Origin of the sequence: Williamsia herbipolensis (assembly GCF_036153515.1) — a bacterium.
Lineage (GTDB): Bacteria > Actinomycetota > Actinomycetes > Mycobacteriales > Mycobacteriaceae > Williamsia_A > Williamsia_A herbipolensis.
Genome location: NZ_CP108021.1, coordinates 1,781,952 through 1,803,853, shown reverse-complemented (window position 1 = coordinate 1,803,853; position 21,902 = coordinate 1,781,952). Strand labels below are relative to the sequence as shown.

Below are 21,902 nucleotides of genomic sequence, written 5' to 3'. Positions count from 1 at the left end.
AGGTTACAACTTGCTCGACGTCAACTTTTTCGACGAACTGAAGATCGGTCTGGCGACCGCCGACGACATCCACAAGTGGAGCTTCGGCGAGGTCAAGAAGCCCGAGACGATCAACTACCGCACGCTCAAGCCCGAGAAGGACGGCCTGTTCTGCGAGAAGATCTTCGGACCGACTCGCGACTGGGAGTGCTACTGCGGCAAGTACAAGCGTGTGCGCTTCAAGGGCATCATCTGCGAGCGCTGCGGCGTCGAGGTCACTCGCGCCAAGGTGCGTCGTGAGCGCATGGGCCACATCGAGCTCGCCGCACCGGTCACCCACATCTGGTACTTCAAGGGTGTCCCGTCGCGTCTGGGCTACCTCCTCGACCTGGCGCCGAAGGATCTCGAGAAGATCATCTACTTCGCCGCCTACGTCATCACCGCGGTCGACGACGAGCTCCGTCACAACGAGCTGTCGACGCTGCAGGCCGAGATGGAGGTCGAGAAGAAGGGTGTCGCCGACACCCGTGACTCCGACCTCGAGGAGCGCGCCAAGAAGCTCGAAGAGGATCTGGCCGAGCTCGAGCGCGAAGGCGCGAAGGCCGATGCCCGCCGCAAGGTGAAGGACGGCGGCGAGCGCGAGATGCGCAAGATCCGTGACACCGCGCAGCGTGCCCTCGACGACCTCGAGGAGATCTGGGACAAGTTCACCAAGCTCTCTCCCAAGGACATGATCATCGACGAGCGGCTCTACCGTGAGCTGCAGGATCGCTACGGTGAGTACTTCACCGGCGCGATGGGTGCCGAGGCGATCAAGAAGCTCCTCGAGACCTTCGACATCGAGGCCGAGGGCGAGATCCTCCGCGACACCATCCGCAACGGCAAGGGCCAGAAGAAGCTGCGCGCGCTCAAGCGACTCAAGGTCGTCGCGGCGTTCCAGCAGTCGGGCAACTCGCCGCTGGGCATGGTCCTCGACGCGGTGCCGGTGATCCCGCCGGAGCTGCGGCCGATGGTCCAGCTCGACGGTGGTCGTTTCGCGACCTCGGATCTCAACGATCTGTACCGCCGCGTGATCAACCGCAACAACCGCCTCAAGCGACTGATCGATCTGGGTGCGCCCGAGATCATCGTCAACAACGAGAAGCGGATGCTGCAGGAGTCGGTCGACGCCCTGTTCGACAACGGTCGTCGTGGCCGGCCCGTCACCGGGCCGGGCAACCGCCCGCTGAAGTCGTTGAGCGACCTGCTCAAGGGCAAGCAGGGTCGTTTCCGTCAGAACCTGCTCGGCAAGCGCGTCGACTACTCGGGCCGTTCGGTCATCGTCGTCGGCCCGCAGCTCAAGCTGCACCAGTGCGGCCTGCCGAAGCTGATGGCGCTCGAGCTGTTCAAGCCGTTCGTGATGAAGCGTCTGGTCGATCTCAACCAGGCGCAGAACATCAAGTCCGCCAAGCGGATGGTCGAGCGTCAGCGCCCGGCCGTGTGGGACGTCCTCGAAGAGGTCATCGCCGAGCACCCGGTTCTGCTGAACCGTGCGCCGACGCTGCACCGCCTCGGTATCCAGGCGTTCGAGCCGCAGCTCGTGGAGGGCAAGGCCATCCAGCTGCACCCGCTCGTCTGTGAGGCGTTCAACGCCGACTTCGACGGTGACCAGATGGCGGTCCACCTGCCGCTGTCGGCCGAGGCGCAGGCCGAGGCCCGCATCCTCATGCTGTCGTCGAACAACATCCTGTCGCCGGCATCGGGTCGTCCGCTGGCCATGCCGCGTCTGGACATGGTCACGGGTCTGTACTTCCTGACCGCGCTGAAGGACGACAAGGTCGGCGCGTACACGGCGTCGTCGAACGACGACGTCGAGCGCGGTGTCTACTCGACCCCGGCCGAGGCCATCATGGCGATGGACCGCGGCGCGCTGTCGGTGCAGGCGCCGATCAAGGTCCGTCTGACCGATCAGCGTCCGCCGGCCGACATCGAGGCCGAGCAGTTCCCCGACGGCTGGAAGTTCGGTCAGCCGTGGACGATCGCGACCACTCTGGGTCGGGTGCTCTTCAACGAGTTGCTCCCGGTCCAGTACCCGTTCGTCAACGAGCAGATGCCGAAGAAGCGTCAGGCCGTGATCATCAACGATCTCGCCGAGCGCTACCCGATGATCGTGGTCGCCCAGACCGTCGACAAGCTCAAGGACGTCGGCTTCTACTGGGCCACCCGTTCGGGTGTCACCGTGTCGATGGCCGACGTGCTCGTGCCGCCGACCAAGGGCGCGATCCTCGACAAGTACGAGGAGCGGGCCGACGGTCTCGAGAAGAAGTACGCCCGTGGCGCGCTCACGCCGGAAGAGCGTCGTGACGCCCTCGTCGAGGTCTGGAAGCAGGCCACCGAAGAGGTCGGTGCCGCGATGGAGGCGTACTACCCCGAGGACAACCCGATCGCGATGATCCCGAAGTCGGGTGCGACGGGCAACATGACCCAGGTTCGTAACCTGTCGGGCATGAAGGGGCTGGTGACGAACCCGAAGGGTGAGTTCATCCCGCGCCCGATCAAGTCCTCGTTCCGTGAGGGTCTGACGGTCGCGGAGTACTTCATCAACACGCACGGCGCCCGTAAGGGTCTGGCCGACACGGCGCTTCGTACCGCCGACTCGGGCTACCTGACCCGTCGACTCGTCGACGTGTCGCAGGACGTCATCGTGCGCGAGACCGACTGTGGCACCGAGCGCGGCATCATCACCACGCTCGCCGAGAAGCAGGCCGACGGCACGCTGATCCGGGACGCCCACGTCGAGACCTCGTCGTACGCGCGCACCCTGGCGACCGACGCGGTCGACGCCAACGGCACCGTCGTGGTCGAGCGCGGCCAGGATCTCGGTGACCCCGCGATCGAGGCCCTGCTGGCCGCCGGCATCACCGAGGTGAAGGTCCGCTCCGTGCTGACCTGCACCACCGGAACCGGTGTCTGCGCGTCCTGCTACGGCCGCTCGATGGCCACCGGCAAGCTCGTCGACATCGGCGAGGCGGTCGGCATCATCGCCGCCCAGTCGATCGGTGAGCCCGGTACCCAGCTGACCATGCGTACGTTCCACCAGGGTGGTGTCGGCGACGACATCACCGGTGGTCTGCCGCGTGTCCAGGAGCTGTTCGAGGCCCGTGTCCCCAAGGGCAAGGCCCCGATCGCCGAGGTCACCGGACGCATCCGCCTCGAGGACGACGATCGTTTCTACAAGATCACCATCGTTCCCGACGACGGTTCGGAGGAGGTCGTCTACGACAAGATCTCCAAGCGTCAGCGTCTGCGTGTGTTCAAGCACGAGGACGGCTCGGAGCGCCTGCTGACCGACGGCGACCACGTGGAGGTGGGACAGCAGCTCATGGAAGGTGCTGCCGACCCGCACGAGGTGCTGCGGATCATGGGTCCCCGTCAGGTGCAGGTGCACCTGGTCAACGAGGTCCAGGAGGTCTACCGGAGCCAGGGTGTGTCGATCCACGACAAGCACATCGAGACGATCGTTCGTCAGATGCTGCGTCGCGTGACGATCATCGACTCCGGTGCCACCGAGTTCCTGCCCGGTTCGCTCACCGAGCGCGCCGAGTTCGAGGCGGCCAACCGTCGCGTCGTGTCCGAGGGCAACGAGCCCGCGGCCGGACGTCCGGTGCTGATGGGTATCACGAAGGCATCGCTGGCCACCGAGTCGTGGCTGTCGGCGGCGTCGTTCCAGGAGACCACCCGCGTGCTGACCGATGCGGCCATCAACAGCCGCAGCGACAAGCTGGTGGGCCTCAAGGAGAACGTGATCATCGGCAAGCTGATCCCGGCCGGTACCGGTATCAACCGCTACCGCAACATCACGGTGCAGCCGACCGAGGAGGCGCGCGCCGCGGCGTACGCCGTGCCGTCGTACGACGACACCTACTACAGCCCGGACGGCACCTTCGGTGCTCCGGCCGGCGCTGCGGTGCCGCTCGACGACTACGGTTTCTCGTCTGATTACCGCTAGCCAACCCCGCTAGTCGGTAGAGATCTGACCAGAACGACCCTCACCTCCGGGTGGGGGTCGTTCTGCATTCACCGCCCGTCACCACCGCAGTTGGGCACGTAACGACCGCAGTTGGGCACGTGAAGACCGCAGTTGGGCACGTAACGCCCGCAGTTGGGCACGTCACCACCTCGGTGGAGGAGTGAATCACCCGCCTGTGCCCAACTGGCGTCGTTTCGTGCCCAACCGGTGTCGTTACGTGCCCAACTGGGGGCTAGAGGCGGTAGACGCGCTTGGCGTTGTCGTGGGCGATCATGTCGATCACGCGTGTCGCGTCGAGCTGAGACCACTCGTCGGCGTCGACGAAACTCTGCACCGCTCGGGCGATCCCGGACCGCCACAACACCGCGCCGAGGTGGTGGAACTCCGCCGGGCCGCAGCCGTCGGACGAGTAGAGAAGCTTCGAGAACGGCGCCATCTCGAGCAGACGCGTGATGAACGCTGCCGACCGTGCACCGAGATGGTGGATGGCGAGGCCGCCGTCGAGATACACGTTGCCGAACGCCTGCGCGAGATACCCTGCCTCGCGTTCGAAGGGATAACAGTGCAACAGCATGATCGGTGTGGCGCCGCTGCCTCGGAGGAAGTCGGTCAGCAGCAACGGATTCGAGGTCGCGAGGTCGGCGTCGCGGTCACCGAAGCCGATGTGGAACTGCAGCGGCAACCCGAGTTCGAGTGCGCGATGCAGCCCGAACCGCAGCAGGATCCGGTCGGTGACCCGTCGCCCGCCCTCGTCGCGCCAGCGCTGCGCGGCGAGTTCCACCAGCGCGGGCGGTGGGTCGGAGAGGTCGCCGCCGAACCCGCCCCGGTAGGCGAGGATCGACTTCGTGGCGACGGCGCCCGCGGCCCGGCGTTGCAGGATCTCGACGAACTCGTCGGCGTAGCCACCGGCACCGGCTGCGGCCTCCTCGGCGATCTGTTCCAGGCGCACCACCTCGTGTGCGACACCGCCGCCGGCCGCCGCGAGCTCGTCGGGCGACACCAGGCCGATGTCGAAGCCGGTGTCCACCAGCCACTGTGCGACGCCGGCGGCGTGGAGCAGTGTGCGCGCGACACCGGTCTCGCCCAGCTCTCGGCGGCGGCGCAGGTAGTCGACCGGAGAGCAGTGACGCTCCAGGCCCAGCAGCGGTGCGCAGTGTGCACGGACCGCGAAACCCGCCTGGGTGTCGAAGCCGTCGTCGATCGACCGCACTCCGGCGGTGTCGGCCTCGAGGAGCGCCGAGGCGAACCGGATGTCGAAGGCATCGGGGTCACCGGGGGCGGCGGAGGCCCAGAACCCGTGCACGTGGTGGTCGATCAGCGACACCGACGCGGCGTGCTCGGCGATCGCACCCATCAGACGCTCCAGGTCATCCGGAATGTCTCGGCGATCTCGCCGGGGGAGAGGTGCCCGAAGTTCTCGGTCTCGTACCGCCGCACCGCGACCGTGGCGTCGACGACATCGTCACCGAGGACGGCGCGGGCCACGTTCGACGCGTCGAGGGCGTCGATGATGGCGCCCTGATCGACCGGCAGCAGCACGGTCCCCGCCGAGTCCCGCTCGGCGTCGGTCTGCGACGCCGGGTCGACGAGCGTCTCCGGGGGCAGGGCGAGACCACGGTCGATGCCGTCGAGCGCCGTCCCGAGGATGGCCGCGGTCGCGAGATAGGGGTTCGACGACGGGTCGACGATCTTCACCTCGACGTTCGCCCCGTGGGGGTTCGCCGGGCGGGCCTCGATGAACCGCACCGCGGCCTCGCGGTTCTCGGTGCCCCAGCACGCGTACGCCCCGGCCCAGTAGCCCGGCAGCATCCGTAACACCGACACGATCGAGCCGCAGAGGACGCCCTGGATGTCGGGCAGTCCGGCCACGACACCGCCGATGGCCGCAGCGCCGGTGTCGGTGAGACCGTGCGGACCGTCGCCCCCCGAGAACAGCGGACCGTCGGCGCCGGCGATCGAGAAATGTTGGTGCGCACCGTTGCCGACGCCGTCGGCGATCGGCTTGGGCGAGAAGCACGCGCGCAGTCCGTGCCGCCGGGCGACCCGACCGATGACGAGCCGGGCCGCGACGAGCTGGTCGGCCGCGGCGACCGGCGGCAGCGGGGCGAGCGACACCTCGAACTGGTTGCCGCCGTATTCGGGGTGCAGCTGCGCGATTTCGATGTCGGCGTCGCGAGCGGCGGCGAGGACGTCGCGCACGAAGCCCTCGTGTTCGAGCACCCCGGCCAACCCGTACTGCGCCCACATCGTTGCCGGGATCGGCTCGGCGTCGGGGCCGAACAACCCGAACTCCAGCTCGTGACCCACCAGGGCCGTCAGACCGCGCTCGGCGAGACGATCGGTGATGCGCCGCAGCGTGGTTCGCGCGCACGCGGCGACCGGCGCCAGGTCCTGGTCCACGAAATCGGCCGGTGCCCACGCCATCCCGTCGCCGATCACGCGTGCGGCCCCGAGATCGACGCGGATGCGTTCGTCACCGACGGCGCCGAAGCGATCGGTGTAGGCGATGCCGACGCGATCTGTGGTGAACACATGCCACACCGGACTGACGCCGAGACCGGTCGCGGCGAAACCCTCGGCGCGGTCGATGTCGACGGTCTTGGCGTGGACGAGACCGGCCGGATTCACCACCGTCCCGACGAGGAACTGCGTTCCGGCGCTGCGGAGTCGGCCCAGGGCGTCATCAGTGGTGGATGCCATGGGCCACAGTCTGCCCGGTCAGCCGTGTCGGTAGGGGAGATACTGCACCGACCACGCGTTGCCGTCAGGATCGGCGAAGTAGACGAAGTGGCCCCACGGCTCGATCGCGACCTCGCTGACGTCGATGCCGGCGTCGAGCAGATGGGTGCGGACGGCCTCGATGTCGGTCACGCACATCATCAGACCCTTTACCGATCCCGGCTCGCCCTCGACGAGTCCGACGCCGAACGTGATCGAGCAGCCCGAACCGGGCGGGGTCATCTGGACGAACCGGATGTCGGTGTCACCGGCGTTGCCCGGGGAGCCGGCCGGGACCACGTGATCATGGTCGGCGGTGAAGCCGACCCGGGCGTAGAAATCCTTGGCCCGGTCGACGTCGGACACGGGCAGCATGATCACCTCGAGCGTCCAGGGGCCGCCGGGGACGGTCGGTGCGTTCGTCGGGCTGTCGACACTGCTGGTCATGATCGGGTCCTCTCGTCGATGAACTGGTGTGACCAGTCTCTCGGCAATCGAGGACAGGTACGGTCCTCGATGAACCGCGATCCCGAGACGTACCCGGATCAGCCGTTGCGGAACCAGCCGGCGCGCTCGATGCGACCGATCTCGGTCTGCCAGAACTGCCAGGCATGGATGCCGACGGGCCAGAAGCTGCTGCGCACGTTCGCGCCGGCCGCACGGGCGGCGAGGGCGAAGGTCTGCGACTGCTCCATCGAGACCACCTCGAGCGCTGAGCCGGACAGACCGGTTCCGAAGGTGGCGACGCTGGTGGGCGGCCCGTTCCAGACGCCTGCGGCGGCGTAGACCCACAGATGCTTGCCGCGCATCGCGCCGAGGTTCAACCACGGATCGTTCTGGAAGGCGCGCACGTTGGGGAAGATGCCCCACATGTCGTTGAGATCGAAGCGACCCGAATCGAACGCCGCCGCACGGAGCATGGTCTGCATGCCCGGCGCGGTCGGGTGCGGGAAGCCCGAGATCGACGCGGCGCGGGAGTAGAGGTCGGGGCGGGTGGTCGCGAGCATGATCGCCGGGCTGGCCGCCATCGACAGGCCGACCAGCGTGCGGTTGCGCGAGAATCCCAGGGAGTCCATGTACGCGGGCAGGCTGCCGGTGAGCACGCTGTTCCAGCGGTAGGGACGCGTCTGGCCGGCGCTGGGGCTCGGGTTGTCCCAGTCGGCGTAGAAGCTCGACTGGCCGCCGACGGGCATGACGACGTTGTATCCCCGCTGGCTGAGGTAGGCGACGTTCGTCTCCTTCTCCCAGCCGTTGACGTCGTTGGTGGCACGCAGACCGTCGAGGAAGATGATGGTCGGTGCTGCCGACGGCTTCGTGGTGGTCGAGGCCCAGGTGCGGATGACCGGGTCGCCCATGCCGTAGCCGTCGATCTTCGCGGCGCGGAAGGTGGGAGCGGGGTTGGGGCCCCACGCCGAGGCGGTGCCGGTTCCGGCGACGAGCATGCCGACGGCCAGCAGCAGCGACACGATCAGGCCGACGACCGGCCGCGGTCGGGTCATCACACCGGTTCGCTTCATCGTTCGGCCACCCTCAGACGTCATCACACACACCACTCCTGTTTGGATTCGCAGGCAGATTTTTCCACGATTCGTCCGCGTTCGTGCATCCCCACCCGTACGGACTCCCCCGTGGAGGATGACATACGGGGGACAATCGGGCTGTGCAGGTCCCCGAACTCACAGGTGGTGCAATGCCCCCGCCCGCGTCGTCGACGGCGCGTCACCGGTGGATCCTGCACGTCGATCTCGACCAGTTCCAGGTGTCCGTGGAGCGCATCCGCGACCCCGAACTCGTGGGGGTCGCTGTGATCGTGGGCGGCTCGGGCGACCCGGAACAACCCCGCACGGTGGTGACCTGCGCGTCGTACGAGGCCCGTGAGCAGGGGGTGCGCGCTGGGATGCCGATGCGGGCGGCGCTGAAGCGATCACCCGACGCGGTGTTCCTGCCCACCGACCACGCCACCTACGACGCCGCGTCGGCGAGGGTGATGGAGGCGATCGCGTCCCTCGGGCACCCGGTGGAGGTCTGGGGATGGGACGAGGCCTATGTCGGTGTCGACGCCGACGATCCGGTGCCGGTCGCCGCGGCGATCCGCGAGACGGTCGCCGCGGTCACCGGGCTGCGCAGCGCGGTGGGTATCAGCGACAACAAGCAGCGCGCGAAGATGGCCACCAACATCGCGAAGAAGCGCCCCGTCGACGGCGACCCCGCGGCGAGGGTGTTCACGCTGACCGGCGAGAACTGGAGGGCCGAGATGGGTGAGCGCCCCACCCGCGACCTCCACAGCGTCGGACCGAAGACCGCGGCGAAGCTCGCCGCCGCGGGCGTCGACACCGTCGCCGACCTCGCGGCCACACCTCGGCAGACGTTGATCGACATGTTCGGTCCGCACCAGGGCACCTGGCTCCACGTGCTCGCGCGCGGTGGCGGCGACGCCACGATCACCACCGAACCCGAACCGGCACGGTCGCACTCGAAGGTGCAGACGTTCCCGACGGACCTGACCGATGTCGCGCAGATGCACGACCGGCTCGCCGAGCTCACCGAGAGCCTGCTCGCCGAGATCGTCGGCGAGGGGCGCGTCGTGTTCCGCGTCGCCGTCACCGTGCGCACCACGACCTTCTTCACGCGCACGAAGTCGCGCAAGCTCCCCGCACCGACGACGTCGCTCGCCGACATCTCCCCCGCCGTGCACGTCCTGCTCGACAAATTCGACCTCGACCGACCCGTCCGACTGCTCGGTGTACGACTCGAACTGACCGATCCGGACACCTGATCGCGACCTTCGCGACAAGTCGCCCCGGCGATATGACATCGACGCGGGCCGGAGGCCACGATGGCTCCCGTGAGCACGCTGACCTACACCCAGTCCGTCGTCATGGGGCTCCTCCAGGGCGTCACCGAGCTGTTCCCGGTGTCGAGCCTGGGGCACTCGCTGATCGTCCCGGCCTGGATCGGCGGTAGCTGGGAGAAGCTCGTCACCGAGTCGAACAGCCCGGGGCACACCCCGTTCCTCGCGTTCCTCGTCGCGTTGCACGTGGCGACCGCGCTCGCGCTGATCGTGTTCTACCGTCGCGACTGGGTTGCGATCATCGGTGGACTCGTCGGCTCGCTGCGAACCCGCTCGGTGGACACTCCCGAGGCGAAGCTCGGATGGCTGATCGTGATAGCGACGATCCCGGTCGGCATCGTGGGACTCGTCGCCGAGAAGCCGCTGCGTGAGGTGTTCGCGACGCCGTTGATCGCTGCGGTGTTCCTCTTCCTCAACGGTCTGGTGCTGCTCGCCGCCGAGGTGCTGCGCCGCCGGACATCGGCGAGCTCGGGCAGGCACGCCACCTCGGGCGCCGGCCGGTCCGGACATGCGAAGGACGACGTCACCGATCTGACCTATCCCGACGGCGCGCTGATCGGCGCGTTCCAGATCCTCGCGCTGCTGCCGGGCATCTCGCGGTCGGGCGCCACGATCTCCGGCGGCATCCTGCGCGGACTCGACCACGAGGACTCCGCGCGGTTCGCCTTCCTGCTCGCCACGCCGGTCATCCTGGCCGCCGGCGTGCTGAAGATCCCGGAGCTGTTCGGGCCGGCCGGCGACGGCATCGGCGGGCAGGTGCTGGTCGGGTCGGTGTGCGCGTTCGTCGCCGCCCTCGCCGCCGTCGCGTTCCTCGCGCGGTTCTTCCGCACGCGCACGCTCTACCCGTTCGTCGCCTACTGCCTCGTCGCGGGCGGGATCAGCATCGCGCTGTTCGCCTGAGGCCCCGATCTACAGCGCGAGGGAACCCGTCGAGCAGTCGCCCGCACCGGGAGCTGAGGTTCTCCGCGTCGCGGGCGATGCGGTCGGCGAGGTCGTCGACGTCGATGCCGAAGTCGCGTTCGACCTCGATCTCGGACTCGCGGGTCCAGCCCAGGCGCCACGCCGCGAACGACCCCGCGGAGATCTCGGGGTGGAACTGCAGGCCCAGGTTGCGGCCGGAGACGAATGCCTGTGCGCCGTTGGGGTTGTGGGCGATCAGTTCGGCGCCCGGCGGCACGGTGAAGTGATCGAAGTGCCACTGCATCCACGGCCCGGAATCGATGAAGTCGCGGGTCGATTCGACCGTCGCGAACCCGACCTCCGGGTGCGGTGACCGCGTGACGACACCACCGAGCACGCGGCTGAGCAGCTGACCGCCGAAACAGACCCCGAGCACCGGGGTGCCGGCGTCGAGGACGGCGGCCACGTAGGCGCGTTCGGGCGCCAGCCACGGCAGGGAGTCGTCGTCGGCGGCGTGCGCGGACCCGAGCACCGCCACGAAGTCGACGCTCGTCGGGTCGGGCAGGTCGTCGCCGGGATGGGCCACGACGACGTCGAAGCCGCGGGCGCGGGTGTTGTCGGCCAGCGATCCGGCCTCGACGCGTCCGCGGTCACGGTCGTCTTCGTGGGCGAGGAACAGTGCGGTGGTCACCGCCCCATCCTCGCAGCACCGTCCGCGACGGGCAGGGTTCAGTCCTCGAGGACCAGCAGCGTGTAGATCCCGAGTGCGGCGTAACCGACCGCCGCGGTGACGGTCAACAGGCGGGTGGTCAGCGGCACCCCCTTGGTGACGGCGAACGACACTGCGTCGACGGCGTCGAGCGCGACACCGGCCTCGATGGTGGAGGTGAGCACCGCCGGACTCGCCGACGTCGCCGCCACCACGCCGCCGCCGACGAAGACCTCGCGCGCCGCGAACAGCCTCGTGGTCACCTTCATCATCGGCAGCTTCGCGTCGGCGCCGGCGAGCAGTGCGTTGGTCTTGGCCGGTGCCAGCAGCATCGACAGCCCCAGCGCGGCACGGCCACCGCCGAGGACCAGGGGGAGCACCGTCTTGGCGCGGTCGGTGGATCGGGACTTCCGGGACAGCTTCTTCGTCACGGTGTCAACGGCGGATGGGGTGATCGTCATGCCGCGATCCTAGGGAGCCCGACGCGACACCGGCCGCGGATACGCTGAACCGGTGACCACCGCGAGAGACCGACCGGCGTCCTCGCGCGCATGACCGCCGTCCCCATCGAGATCACCTGCGCCGACGGGTTCGTGCTGCACGGGCACCACTGGCCCGCCTCTGCGACCGCCCCGCGGCGCCCCGGGGTCGCCGTCATCACCGCCGCGACGGGCGTGCTCGCCCGCTACTACCACCGCTATGCGGCGTTCCTCGCCGACGCCGGGTTCGACGTGGTCACCTTCGACTACCGCGGCATCGGGGACTCGCGGCCGAGCCGCCTGCGCGGCATGCGATGTCGCTGGCAGGACTGGGGCCGGAAGGACCTCGACGCCGTGCTCGGTGAGGCCGGGCGCCGATGGCCCGGCGCGCCGGTCTCCGTCGTCGGACACAGCGTCGGTGGGGTGGTCCCGCTGTGGGCGCCGCGCAACACCGAGATCGCGCGCGTGCTCAGCGTCGGTGGCCAGTACGCGTGGCGCGGTGACTTCGCGCCATGGGCGCGGCGTCGGCTGATCTGGCGCTGGCGCGTGGTGGGTCCGCTGCTGACCCTCGTGTGCGGGTATTTCCCGGCGCGGCGTCTCGGCTGGATGGAGGATCTGCCGCGCGGCGTCGCGATGGAGTGCGCGCGCCGTCGCCCGCGCATGGAGGACAACTACCCCCGCGCCGAACGCGCCGACGTCGTGGCCGTCGCCGCAGCCCTGACCGCACCCGTCCTCGCAGTCGCGACCACCGACGACGAGTACGCCACGCCCGCGGCCGTCCGGCGGGTGCTCGCCTACCTGCCCGCCACGTCACACGAGTTCGTCCAGCTGTCACCGGATGTGCTCGGCCACAGCTCCATCGGCCATTTCGGGCTGTTCCACAGCCGCCACCGCGACGACTTCTGGGCCGACTCGGTGCGCTGGCTGCTCGACGGCGAGAACCCCTGGCCCGAGCACGTACGGTGAATCGATGAGCACCGAACACACCCTGGGCACGCTGGTGACCGTCGTCGGGGCGGGGATGGCGGGCGCGGCGTGTGCCGCCGCGCTGGTCGCCGCCGGCGTGCCGGTGCGCGTGCTCGACCGCGGGCGCGCCCCCGGGGGACGGATGGCCTCCCCCGAGCTGCACGGCCGCCGGGTCGATGTCGGGGCCGGGTATTTCACCGTGCGCGACAACGGTTTCGAGGCGGTGGTCGGGGAGTGGCGTGACCGCGGTCTGGCCCGCGAGTGGGCCGACACCTTCGGCGTGCTGGCCGACGGCGATCAGCCCTCGACCTCGACCGGCCCGATGCGGTGGGCGACCCCCGGCGGCCTGCGATCACTCGTCCGCGACGTCCTCGGCGACATCGAGGTCACCACCGCCGACCTCGACGCGCTGCCCGAGGGTGACGTCGTGATCGCGATGCCCGATCCGCAGGCCGCGCGGTTGACCGAGATCGCCGATCCGGTCGGCTACGACCCGGTCATCGCGGTCGCCGTCGGATTCGAGCCGGAGTCGATGCGGGACCTGCCGTTCACCCACGCCGCGTTCGTCAACGACCACCCGTCGGTGTCGTTCGTCGCCGACGACGGCTCGCGCCGCGGCGACGGTGCCGCGGTGCTCGTCGCCCACACCACGCCCGACCTCGCGGCCGCCCACCTCGACGATCCCGCCGAGGTGATCGGAGAGGTGGAGGACGCGGTGACCGAGCTGCTCGGGATCGGCCGGTCGGCGATCGAGTGGACCCACGCGCACCGCTGGACCTTCGCCAAGCCGACCGGCGCCCACGACGCCACCCACTCCCTGCAGCAGATCGACGGTCGGCTCGTCGGTCTCGCGGGAGACCAGTGGTGCCCGGAGGGGTCGCCGCGGGTCGAGAGTGCGTGGCGGTCGGGCACCGATCTCGCGGCCGCGATCATCGCACGCCGCGACGCCTGAGTTCGCCTAGCGGGGGATGTTCATCGACACCAGCGTCGCGGTGTCGGATCCGGCGGCCACGCCGATCTGATCCCACGGGACCGCGATCCGCAGCACCGCATAGGCCGAGGTCGGGAACCCGTCGATGTCGGCCGACGGGTCGAGGGTGACGGCGGTCGCGGGCATCCCCGGTTCGTGGCCGACCACCAACACCGTCTCGGCGTCGGCGGGCACGTGATCGCGGATGGCGGCGAGGATGTGTTCGGGCATGCCGCCGTACACGTCGTCGACGAAATCGACCGAGGCGGCGTCGACGCCCGTGCACTGCAGCGTCTGGCGGGTGCGGGTCGCGGTCGAGCAGACGACGGCGTCGACGGTGAGGCCGTCACGCGCGAACCATTCGCCCGCGAGTGTCGCCTGCGCGATGCCGCGTTCGGCGAGCGGACGTTCGTGGTCGCCGACGCCCTCGGGGTATCCCGACTTGCCGTGGCGCATGAGGATCAGCGTGCGCGTCATGCGGTGCGCGACCGCGCCGAACGATCCGAACCGGTTTCCCCACGCAGCAGCCGCGCGGTGTGTCGCCACGCCGACGCCTCCTGCTCGTAGGCCCGGGCGTGCTCGTCGTCGCCGCGATCGAGCGCCGCGGCCGCGGCCTCACGGAGTTCGAGATCCTCGTCGAGACTGAGTTCGATCAGGCCGTCACGGGCACCGTCGTCGGTCAACGCGCGGTCGATCTGCGCGCGCGACAGGGTGAGGAGTTGCTCCAACTCGTCGGAGATCCCGCGCGTCCCCGTCCTGGGAGTCCCCGTCCTGCGTGATGCCACCCGATGACGGTAGATCCGATGACCGACATCGGCGAAACACCTCCTGCGGCGTGGCGCGAAGTCGTCGCGATGTCGCTCGCTCGAACGACGCCATCCCCGGCTGACAAGGTGTTACGTTCCGCCCATGAGAACACGTTCTACTTCGGTGGTGGTGCGGACGCTCGTCGGTCTGCTGCTCGCGGCGGGCGCGGTCACCGCGTCGGTCGTGCCGGCGAGCGCGGCCCCGCTCCCGGTGTCGTACAACTTCTTCTCCGGCATCCCCTACGCGCTGGGCCACCCCGGTGGATCGCTGCCCGGATCGAACGACTTCCGGTGCCGACCGACGGCCGAACACCCGAATCCGGTGGTCCTGGTCCACGGCACCGGCGGCGGCAGCATGACCAACTGGGGCACCTACGTCCCGCTGCTCCGCAACGAGGGCTACTGCGTGTTCGCCCTCACCTACGGCACGGTGACGTCGATCGCGCCGTTCGACCAGGTCGGGGGCATGGGGCGCATCGAGACCAGCGCCGCGCAGCTGCGCACCTTCGTCGACCGCGTCCGTCAGGCCACCGGAGCGGCCAAGGTCGACATCGTCGGCCACTCGCAGGGCACCCTGATGCCGACCTGGTTCGTCCGATACCTCGGCGGTGCGTCCTCGGTCGGTCGGTACGTGTCGCTCGCGCCGCTGTGGAACGGCACCGGCGGTGCGGTGGGAGCGCAGGCGGGCGTGGTGGCGCGGCGTCTCGGGATAACCGAGACCGGATTACCCGTGTGCGCGGCGTGCGGCCAGATGCAGACCGGGTCGGCGCTGCTGGCGAAGGTCAACGCCGGCGGCGGTCCCTACGTCCCGGGAATCGCGTACACGAACATCTCTACCATGTACGACGAAGCGGTCATCCCGTACACCTCCGGTCAGGTGGCGGGGCGGCCCGGCGACGACGTCACCAACATCGTTGTGCAGAACGGGTGTTCGGCCGACCACAGTGACCATGTCGCCGTCGCCGCCTCGCGCCGGGCGGCGACCTACGTCCTCAACGCACTCGATCCCGCACACCCGCGATCCGTGCCCTGCCTGCCGGTCCTGCCGATCGTCGGGTGATCGGTCGCACACCTGTCCGGGGTGCTCGATAAGACTTCGTTGAGAATCCGCTCCCGGGCCCCCGAGGACGGCGCGGCGCCCCGTGTGGGCCAGTAGCGTGGGCGCGATGCACCTGTTCCTGCCCGCGACGCTCGCCGTGCTGTCGGCGTTGCTGGTCGCGACGGGAACCCTGGTGCGGCAGCGGTCGTCGACGCCGACCGGTGGCATCACCCGGCGCTGGTGGCTGGGGGTGCTCATCGCCGCGGGCGGGTTCGCGCTGCAGGCCGTCGCCCTGGGGCTGGGCACCCTGCTGTTGGTGCAGCCGCTCATCGTGCTGTCGGTGTTGTTCGCGTTGCCGATGGAGGCCTACCTCGACCATCGGCGGCTCACGTTCCAGGAGTGGAAGTGGGGCATCGTCCTCACCCTGTGCATCGCCGCGTTCGTGCTGATCGCCATGCCGACACCGTCGGAGTCCTCCCCGGGCCCGTGGGTGTTCGTCGGCACCGTCGTCGCGGTCCTCGTCGTCCTCGCCGGACTGGTGGTGGGCGCGAAGTTCGTGTCGCTGCACTACCGGGCGCTGCTCTTCGGTTCGGCGTCGGGGCTGTTGACCGGTGTGCAGTCGTTCCTCGTCAAGGGCGTCACGACCCAGATGGGGGAGGGGATCGCGCACATCTTCGTCCACCCCGAGCTCTACCTGATCATCGTCGTCGCGGGCGGGTCGGTGTGGGCGCAACAGCTCGCCTTCGCCGCCCACGACCTGCAGACCTCGTTCCCGGCCATGACCGTCATGGAACCCGCGGTCGCCATGGCGCTGGGCGTGCTCCTGCTCGGTGAGCGCGCCGATGTCGACGTCGTCGAGGGCGTGTTCGCCGGTGGTGTGTTGATCCTCATGTTCTACGCGGTGGTGGTGCTGGCCAAGCACGCCGCAGCTCGCGAAACGGAGTTCGAGGCGCCGCCTGAACTGGTGTCCGCGAACGCGACGGGCGTTTCCCTGGGTGGCACATCCCGGGCCGGCCACTAACCTCGAACACGTGCACACCTGGCTCCCCGCGCTGCTGGCGGTCGGCGCGGCAGCGCTGATCGCGGCGGGAACCGTGCTGCGTCAACGCGCCTCGTGCGAGGGCGGCGCGATCACGCTCGTGTGGTGTCTCGGCGCGGGCATCGCGCTCGGCGGGTTCGGTCTGCAGGCGGCGGCGCTGGGCCTCGGATCGATCCTGCTCGTGCAGCCGCTGGTGGTTCTCGCGGTGCTGTTCGCGTTGCCGCTCGAGGCGTGGCTCGACCACCGGCACCCCAGCCGCTACGAGTGGGCATGGGGTGGCGTGCTCGTCGCCTGCGTCGGCATCTTCCTGCTCATCGCCGACCCGCGCGAGGTCGATCGCCGACCCGACCACGCCCTGATCGTCGCCACGATCGCCGCCATCATCGCGCTGCTGATCGTGTTGGTCGTGATCGCCGAACGATCCAGCGACCACAACCGCGCCCTGTTCTACGGCCTGGTCGCCGGCACACTGTTCGGCATCGGCGCACTGCTCATCAAGACCGTCGTCTACGTGGCGCTGCACGATCCGCTCAACCTCTACGCGCGCCCCGAGGTCTATCTGTTCGTCGTCGTGGCGATCGGCGGTGTCGTCGCGCAGCAGCGCAGCTTCGTCGCCGGTGAACTGCAGACCTCGTTCCCGGCGATGACGGTGATGGAACCCGCGGTGTCGATGGCGCTCGGCGTCACCCTGCTGGGGGAGGCGGTCATCGTCGGCTGGTGGCAGACCACCGTGATGGTGATCGTGCTCGTCGTGATGGTCCGCGCGGTCATCACCCTCGCCACCCTGTCGGCGGTGCGGGGTGTCGACACGCCCGCGTCGACGGCCCCCCGTGACAGCGAGCTCATCGCGTAGCAGGCTGGGCCGATGAACGACACCTACGACGTCATCGTCATCGGCGGTGGGCCCGCCGGTGAGGTGGCCGCCCAGTTCGCCATCGCCGGATCCGACCGCACCGCCGCCATCGTGGAGGCCGATCTCCTCGGCGGTGAGTGCTCCTACTGGGCGTGTATGCCGAGCAAGGCGCTCTTACGGCCGGTGGAGGTGGCCGCCGCGGGTCGACACCTGGACGGTGTGTCGGTCGGTGATCTCGACACCGCCGCCCTGCTCGCACGGCGCGACACCTGGGTCAGCGGCTACGACGACTCCGGGCAGCGGTCCTGGGCCCAGGGTGCCGGCATCGACGTCATCTCCGGCCGCGGAGCACTCGTCGGCGACCGCACCGTCCGCGTCACCACCGACGACGGCGAACGCACCCTGTCCGCGCGGCAGGCGGTGGTCCTCGGGACGGGGAGCACCGCGAGCGTCCCCGGCGTGTTCGCCGACGTGCACCCGTGGACGTCGCGCGACGCGACCGGCGTTCGCGAGGTACCCGAGTCGCTCATCGTGATCGGTGGCGGCGTGGTGGCCTGCGAGGCGGCGACGTGGATGAGCGCACTGGGCACGGCGGTGACGATGCTCGTCCGCGGACAGGTGCTCGGCGCCCTCGACGACTTCGTCGGTGAGGCGGTGATCGAGGGGCTGCGCGCGGCGGGCGTCGAGGTGCGCACCGGTGTCAGCATCTCCGACCCTCGGCGCGACGACGTGACCCCCGACGCCGGTGACGGCTCGTCGGTGGGTGTCTCCCACGGCGGTCCGGTCACCGTGGCCGTCGACGGTGAGGACCTCACCGCCGCCGAGATCCTCGTCGCCGCGGGCCGCACGCCCGCCACCGACGGACTGGGTCTCGACTCGGTCGGCATCGACGATCCGTCCGATCTGTCCGCGGTCGACCCGGGCGGCCACGACTGGCTGTACGCCGTGGGCGACGTGTCGTTCGGGCCGATGCTGACCCACTGGGGCAAGTACCAGGCGCGTGTCGTCGGTGCGCGTATCGCCGCCCGCGCCGAGGGCCGTACGCCGCCGCCGGTCCGCGACGACGTGCCGGTGCCGCAGGCGGTGTTCACCGATCCGCAGGTCGGCAGCACCGGGCTCACCGCCCGCGACGCGCGCGAGCGTGGACGGCCGGTGACCGTGGTGAGCCAACCGATCACGGCCGCATCGGGCATCGGACTGCTGCGCGACGACGCGACCGGCACCGCGCAGATCGTCGTCGACGACGAGACACGCACGCTGGTGGGCGCCACGTTCGTCGGCCCCGAGGTCGGCGAGCTCATCCACGCGGCCACCATCGCCATCGTCGGGAAGGTCACCGTCGACGATCTCTGGCACGCCGTCCCGTCGTACCCGACGGGCAGTGAGATCTGGCTTCGACTGCTGGAGAAGTACTTCGGCTACTAGGTGTGAACGACCGACCCGGCCGGTCAGAACATGGTGCCGGGGTTCATCAGGTGGTCGGGGTCGAGGGCGTCCTTGATGCGACGACTGATGTCCATGACGTCGGCGCCGACCTGATCGGGCAGCCACGGCTTCTTCAGTCGACCCACGCCGTGCTCGCCGGTGATGGTGCCGCCGAGCCCGATCGCGAGATCCATGACCTCGCCGAACGCGAGTTGCGCGCGGGCGGCCTGGTCGGTGTCGTCGGGGTCGAACACGATGAGCGGGTGGGTGTTCCCGTCGCCGGCGTGGGCGATGACCGAGATCATCACCTCGCGCCCGGCGGCGATCGCCGCGATCCCGTCGACGAGGTCGGGCAGTGTCGGCAGCGGCACCCCGACGTCCTCGAGCAACAGTGAACCGAGCTTCTCCACCGCGGGGATGGCCATGCGTCGGGCCACGGTGAACGCCTCACCCTCGGCGACATCGTCGGTGGCGAACACCTCGGTGGCGTTGTTCGCCTCGAATGCCGCTGTGATGACGGCGATCTCCTCGGCGGCCGCAGCGCCCGGGGAGTCGCTCTGGGCGACGAGCATCGCGCCTGCCGAGCGGTCGAGGCCCATCTTGAGGTGATCCTCGACGGCGTTGATGGCGACGGAGTCCATGAACTCGAGCATCGCCGGACGGATCCGATCGGTGATCGCCAGCACCGCCTCGGTGGCGTCGTGGACGCTGGCGAAGCTGCCGACCACCGTCGACGCAGCCGGCTGCGGCGGCAGCAGTCGCAGCGTGACCTCGGTGATGATGCCGAGGGTGCCCTCGCTGCCGACGAACAGTTTCGTCAACGACAACCCGGCGGAGTCCTTCAGGCGCGGACCGCCGAGCCGTACGGCGCGACCGTCGGCGAGCACGACCTGCATGCCGAGTACGTAATCGGTCGTCACGCCGTACTTCACGCAGCACAACCCGCCGGCGTTGGTGGCCGCGTTGCCGCCGATCGAGCAGATCTCGAACGACGACGGATCGGGCGGGTACCACAGGCCGTGCTGTGCGGCAGCGGCTTTCACCTCGGCGTTCAGGAGCCCGGGCTGGACGACGGCCACCCGCATCACGGGGTCGATCTCGATGGTGCGCATGCGTTCGGTGGAGATCGTGATCGCGCCGTTGACGCCACCCGACCCACCCGAGAGCCCCGTGCCCGCGCCGCGGGGCACGATCGCGACACGGTTCGCCGCGCACCATCGCACGGCCGCGACGACGTGATCGGTCGACTCCGCGCGCACCACGGCCAATGGGATCGCCGCGTCGGGGTCGAGCGCGCGGTCCTGTCGGTACCCGCCGCAGATGTCCGGATCGGTGACGACCATCCCCTCGGGGAGCGCGGCGATGAGGTCGTCGAGGGCGAGTGTGCGCGTCATGACCCCACGCTATCGATCGTCGCCGACGAGGGTTCGCGGAATTCGACGAGTGCATTGTCGCCGCCTCCGGTCTCGAGCCCACGAAGTTCGACGCGACGGATCTTGCCGCTGATGGTCTTGGGCAGTTCGGCGAAGGTGATGCGGCGGACCCGCTTGTAGCCGGCGAGTTGGGCGCGACTGTGGGCGAAGATCGCGTGGGCCGTCTCCTCGGTCGGCTCGTGGCCCGGGGCCAGCACGATGTACGCCTTCGGCACCGACAGGCGGAGCTCGTCAGGGGCCGGGACGACGGCGGCCTCGGCGACGGCATCGTGTTGGAGGAGAACCGATTCCAGCTCGAACGGACTGATCCGGTAGTCGCTGGACTTGAAGACGTCGTCGGTGCGGCCGACGTAGGTGATGTAGCCGTCGTCGTCGCGACTGCCGACGTCGCCCGAGTGGTAGTAACCACCTGCCATCGCCGCTGCGGTCTTCTCGGGGTCGCCGTGATAGCCGACCATGAGCCCGAGGGGCCGGTGCGCGAGGTCGATGCAGATCTCACCCTCGTCGACGCCCGGTGTCCCGGTCGCGGGATCGACCAGCTCGATCCGGTAGCCGGGACACGGGCGACCCATCGATCCGTCCTTGAGCGGCTGGCCCGGTGAGTTCGCGATCTGCACCGTGGTCTCGGTCTGTCCGAAACCGTCGCGGATCGTGACGCCCCACGCGCGGCGCACGCGGTCGATGACCTCCGGGTTGAGCGGCTCCCCGGCGCCGACCGCCACGCGCGGAGGGGTCGTGAGATGCGACAGGTCGGACTGGATCAGCATGCGCCACACCGTCGGCGGGGCGCAGAAACTCGTGACGCCGCAGCGCTGCATCTGGTCCATCAGCGCCTTCGCGTCGAACCGTGCGTAGTTGTAGATGAACACGCACGCCTGGGCATTCCACGGCGCGAACACGTTCGACCATGCGTGCTTCGCCCAGCCCGGGGAGCTGACGTTGAGGTGGATGTCGCCGGGTCGCAGACCGATCCAGTACATCGTCGACAGGTGGCCCACCGGGTACGAGACGTGGGTGTGCTCGACCAGTTTCGGCTTCGAGGTGGTGCCGGAGGTGAAGTACAGCAGCAGCGTGTCGGCGGCATGGGTGGTGTGGGCCGGCGTGAACTCGACCGGGGCGTCGGCGGAGTCCGCATAGGAGGTCCAGCCGTCGACGGCGGCGCCGACCGCGATGCCGGTGTGCTGCGCGCCGACCGCGTCGAACATGGGGGCGAGCTCGCTGCGCGCGATCACATGGGAGACGCCACCGCGGCCGATGCGGTCGGCGATGTCGGATTCGGACAGCAGCGTGGTCGCCGGGATGACGACGGCGCCGATCTTCATCGCCGCGAGCATCACCTCCCAGAGTTCGACCTGGTTGGCCAGCATCAGCAGGATGCGGTCACCGGGCGCGACGCCGAGTCCGTCGAGCCACCCCGCCACTTGTGTTGATCGGGTGCTCATGTCGGCGAAACTGTGGATCGACTCGCTGCCGTCCTCCTCGACGATCCACAGTGCCGGTGCCTCGTTCGGCGACCCGTCGGGGTGACGGGCGATCGCGTCGAACCAGTCGATCGCCCAGTTCCACTCGTCGAACTGCGGCCATCGGAACTCCGCGACCGCGGTCTCGTAGTCGTCGGCGTGGCGCACCAGGAGGTCGCGTGCCGAACGAAAGGTCTCGGTTCTGGATTCCTGCGAACGGGACACGGATCACCTCTCGAGTCGGATTCCCGGCCGGGTTGGACACC

At 69.4% G+C, this 21,902-nt stretch carries 19 protein-coding genes; 9 read left to right on the top strand and 10 right to left on the bottom strand.

Going from position 1 to position 21,902, the window contains the following annotated elements:
* Nucleotides 1-10 precede the first annotated feature (10 nt).
* Nucleotides 11-3,967 carry a DNA-directed RNA polymerase subunit beta' gene (locus OG579_RS08085; protein WP_328858718.1) on the top strand — a complete coding sequence of 1,319 codons (3,957 nt, stop codon included), beginning with the start codon at nucleotides 11-13 and terminating at the stop codon, nucleotides 3,965-3,967.
* Between the two features lie 253 nt (nucleotides 3,968-4,220).
* Here the strand turns inward: OG579_RS08085 and OG579_RS08080 are convergent, their stop codons facing one another.
* From OG579_RS08080 to OG579_RS08065, 4 genes are all read right to left on the bottom strand, one after another.
* Nucleotides 4,221-5,342 (bottom strand): amidohydrolase family protein, encoded by a 1,122-nt coding sequence (locus tag OG579_RS08080; protein WP_328858717.1) that lies wholly within the window; start codon nucleotides 5,340-5,342, stop codon nucleotides 4,221-4,223.
* Nucleotides 5,342-6,688 carry a glutamine synthetase family protein gene (locus tag OG579_RS08075; RefSeq protein ID WP_328858716.1) on the bottom strand — a complete coding sequence of 449 codons (1,347 nt, stop codon included), beginning with the start codon at nucleotides 6,686-6,688 and terminating at the stop codon, nucleotides 5,342-5,344. Before OG579_RS08075 ends, OG579_RS08080 begins: the two co-directional genes overlap by 1 nt.
* Before the next feature lie 18 nt (nucleotides 6,689-6,706).
* Nucleotides 6,707-7,153, bottom strand: a complete 447-nt coding sequence (locus OG579_RS08070; protein ID WP_328858715.1) for a VOC family protein — start codon at nucleotides 7,151-7,153, stop codon at nucleotides 6,707-6,709.
* A 98-nt stretch (nucleotides 7,154-7,251) separates the two neighbouring features.
* A complete protein-coding gene (locus tag OG579_RS08065; RefSeq protein ID WP_328858714.1) occupies nucleotides 7,252-8,223 on the bottom strand; it encodes an alpha/beta hydrolase family protein in 972 nt (323 codons plus the stop codon).
* A gap of 173 nt (nucleotides 8,224-8,396) precedes the next feature.
* On the opposite strand from OG579_RS08065, the gene OG579_RS08060 reads away from it, so the two are divergent.
* Together OG579_RS08060 and OG579_RS08055 are read left to right on the top strand one after the other, a co-directional pair.
* The gene (locus tag OG579_RS08060; RefSeq protein ID WP_328858713.1) at nucleotides 8,397-9,482 is read left to right on the top strand and encodes a DNA polymerase IV; all 1,086 of its coding nucleotides are present in this window, start codon (nucleotides 8,397-8,399) and stop codon (nucleotides 9,480-9,482) included.
* A gap of 69 nt (nucleotides 9,483-9,551) precedes the next feature.
* The gene (locus OG579_RS08055) at nucleotides 9,552-10,457 is read left to right on the top strand and encodes an undecaprenyl-diphosphate phosphatase (protein WP_328858712.1); all 906 of its coding nucleotides are present in this window, start codon (nucleotides 9,552-9,554) and stop codon (nucleotides 10,455-10,457) included.
* On the opposite strand, the gene OG579_RS08050 is transcribed toward OG579_RS08055, so the two are convergent.
* Together OG579_RS08050 and OG579_RS08045 are read right to left on the bottom strand one after the other, a co-directional pair.
* Nucleotides 10,435-11,148: a type 1 glutamine amidotransferase gene (locus OG579_RS08050; protein WP_328858711.1), complete on the bottom strand. Its 714-nt coding sequence runs from the start codon at nucleotides 11,146-11,148 to the stop codon at nucleotides 10,435-10,437. The genes OG579_RS08055 and OG579_RS08050 overlap by 23 nt on opposite strands.
* 38 nt (nucleotides 11,149-11,186) lie before the next feature.
* Nucleotides 11,187-11,627 (bottom strand): hypothetical protein, encoded by a 441-nt coding sequence (locus tag OG579_RS08045; RefSeq protein ID WP_328858710.1) that lies wholly within the window; start codon nucleotides 11,625-11,627, stop codon nucleotides 11,187-11,189.
* A 90-nt stretch (nucleotides 11,628-11,717) separates the two neighbouring features.
* Between OG579_RS08045 and OG579_RS08040 the strand changes: the two genes are divergently transcribed.
* Both OG579_RS08040 and OG579_RS08035 read left to right on the top strand, forming a co-directional pair.
* Nucleotides 11,718-12,611: an alpha/beta hydrolase family protein gene (locus OG579_RS08040; RefSeq protein WP_328858709.1), complete on the top strand. Its 894-nt coding sequence runs from the start codon at nucleotides 11,718-11,720 to the stop codon at nucleotides 12,609-12,611.
* Nucleotides 12,612-12,615: 4 nt separating this feature from the next.
* Complete coding sequence (locus OG579_RS08035) at nucleotides 12,616-13,563, top strand: NAD(P)/FAD-dependent oxidoreductase (protein ID WP_328858708.1); 948 nt, start codon at nucleotides 12,616-12,618, stop codon at nucleotides 13,561-13,563.
* 6 nt (nucleotides 13,564-13,569) lie between these two features.
* Here the strand turns inward: OG579_RS08035 and OG579_RS08030 are convergent, their stop codons facing one another.
* Together OG579_RS08030 and OG579_RS08025 are read right to left on the bottom strand one after the other, a co-directional pair.
* On the bottom strand, nucleotides 13,570-14,058 hold the full coding sequence (locus OG579_RS08030) for a SixA phosphatase family protein (protein WP_328858707.1): 489 nt from the start codon (nucleotides 14,056-14,058) through the stop codon (nucleotides 13,570-13,572).
* The gene (locus OG579_RS08025; RefSeq protein ID WP_328858706.1) at nucleotides 14,055-14,366 is read right to left on the bottom strand and encodes a hypothetical protein; all 312 of its coding nucleotides are present in this window, start codon (nucleotides 14,364-14,366) and stop codon (nucleotides 14,055-14,057) included. The genes OG579_RS08030 and OG579_RS08025 overlap by 4 nt, the downstream gene beginning before the upstream one ends.
* Before the next feature lie 124 nt (nucleotides 14,367-14,490).
* Between OG579_RS08025 and OG579_RS08020 the strand changes: the two genes are divergently transcribed.
* The 4 genes from OG579_RS08020 (at nucleotide 14,491) to OG579_RS08005 (ending at nucleotide 18,743) form a co-directional block, all read left to right on the top strand.
* Nucleotides 14,491-15,447 (top strand): esterase/lipase family protein, encoded by a 957-nt coding sequence (locus OG579_RS08020; protein WP_328858705.1) that lies wholly within the window; start codon nucleotides 14,491-14,493, stop codon nucleotides 15,445-15,447.
* 106 nt (nucleotides 15,448-15,553) lie between these two features.
* The gene (locus OG579_RS08015; RefSeq protein WP_328858704.1) at nucleotides 15,554-16,447 is read left to right on the top strand and encodes a DMT family transporter; all 894 of its coding nucleotides are present in this window, start codon (nucleotides 15,554-15,556) and stop codon (nucleotides 16,445-16,447) included.
* Nucleotides 16,448-16,457: 10 nt separating this feature from the next.
* On the top strand, nucleotides 16,458-17,318 hold the full coding sequence (locus OG579_RS08010) for a DMT family transporter (RefSeq protein ID WP_328858703.1): 861 nt from the start codon (nucleotides 16,458-16,460) through the stop codon (nucleotides 17,316-17,318).
* 12 nt (nucleotides 17,319-17,330) lie between these two features.
* Nucleotides 17,331-18,743, top strand: a complete 1,413-nt coding sequence (locus OG579_RS08005) for a dihydrolipoyl dehydrogenase family protein (protein ID WP_328858702.1) — start codon at nucleotides 17,331-17,333, stop codon at nucleotides 18,741-18,743.
* 23 nt (nucleotides 18,744-18,766) lie between these two features.
* Here OG579_RS08005 and OG579_RS08000 read toward each other — a convergent pair whose 3' ends face one another.
* Nucleotides 18,767-20,137 carry an FAD-binding oxidoreductase gene (locus OG579_RS08000; RefSeq protein WP_328858701.1) on the bottom strand — a complete coding sequence of 457 codons (1,371 nt, stop codon included), beginning with the start codon at nucleotides 20,135-20,137 and terminating at the stop codon, nucleotides 18,767-18,769.
* The gene (locus tag OG579_RS07995) at nucleotides 20,134-21,861 is read right to left on the bottom strand and encodes an AMP-binding protein (RefSeq protein WP_328858700.1); all 1,728 of its coding nucleotides are present in this window, start codon (nucleotides 21,859-21,861) and stop codon (nucleotides 20,134-20,136) included. The genes OG579_RS08000 and OG579_RS07995 overlap by 4 nt, the downstream gene beginning before the upstream one ends.
* Between the last annotated feature and the right edge of the window lie 41 nt (nucleotides 21,862-21,902).

Coding starts and splice junctions, on each gene's coding strand:
- OG579_RS08040 (WP_328858709.1), top strand. CDS start 11,718: ATGACCGCCGTCCCCATCGAGATCACCTGCGCCGACGGGTTCGTGCTG.
- OG579_RS08000 (WP_328858701.1), bottom strand. CDS start 20,137: ATGACGCGCACACTCGCCCTCGACGACCTCATCGCCGCGCTCCCCGAG.
- OG579_RS08015 (WP_328858704.1), top strand. CDS start 15,554: ATGCACCTGTTCCTGCCCGCGACGCTCGCCGTGCTGTCGGCGTTGCTG.
- OG579_RS08080 (WP_328858717.1), bottom strand. CDS start 5,342: ATGGGTGCGATCGCCGAGCACGCCGCGTCGGTGTCGCTGATCGACCAC.
- OG579_RS08065 (WP_328858714.1), bottom strand. CDS start 8,223: ATGAAGCGAACCGGTGTGATGACCCGACCGCGGCCGGTCGTCGGCCTG.
- OG579_RS08020 (WP_328858705.1), top strand. CDS start 14,491: ATGAGAACACGTTCTACTTCGGTGGTGGTGCGGACGCTCGTCGGTCTG.
- OG579_RS08035 (WP_328858708.1), top strand. CDS start 12,616: ATGAGCACCGAACACACCCTGGGCACGCTGGTGACCGTCGTCGGGGCG.
- OG579_RS08030 (WP_328858707.1), bottom strand. CDS start 14,058: ATGACGCGCACGCTGATCCTCATGCGCCACGGCAAGTCGGGATACCCC.
- OG579_RS08070 (WP_328858715.1), bottom strand. CDS start 7,153: ATGACCAGCAGTGTCGACAGCCCGACGAACGCACCGACCGTCCCCGGC.
- OG579_RS08060 (WP_328858713.1), top strand. CDS start 8,397: ATGCCCCCGCCCGCGTCGTCGACGGCGCGTCACCGGTGGATCCTGCAC.
- OG579_RS08005 (WP_328858702.1), top strand. CDS start 17,331: ATGAACGACACCTACGACGTCATCGTCATCGGCGGTGGGCCCGCCGGT.
- OG579_RS08045 (WP_328858710.1), bottom strand. CDS start 11,627: ATGACGATCACCCCATCCGCCGTTGACACCGTGACGAAGAAGCTGTCC.
- OG579_RS08075 (WP_328858716.1), bottom strand. CDS start 6,688: ATGGCATCCACCACTGATGACGCCCTGGGCCGACTCCGCAGCGCCGGA.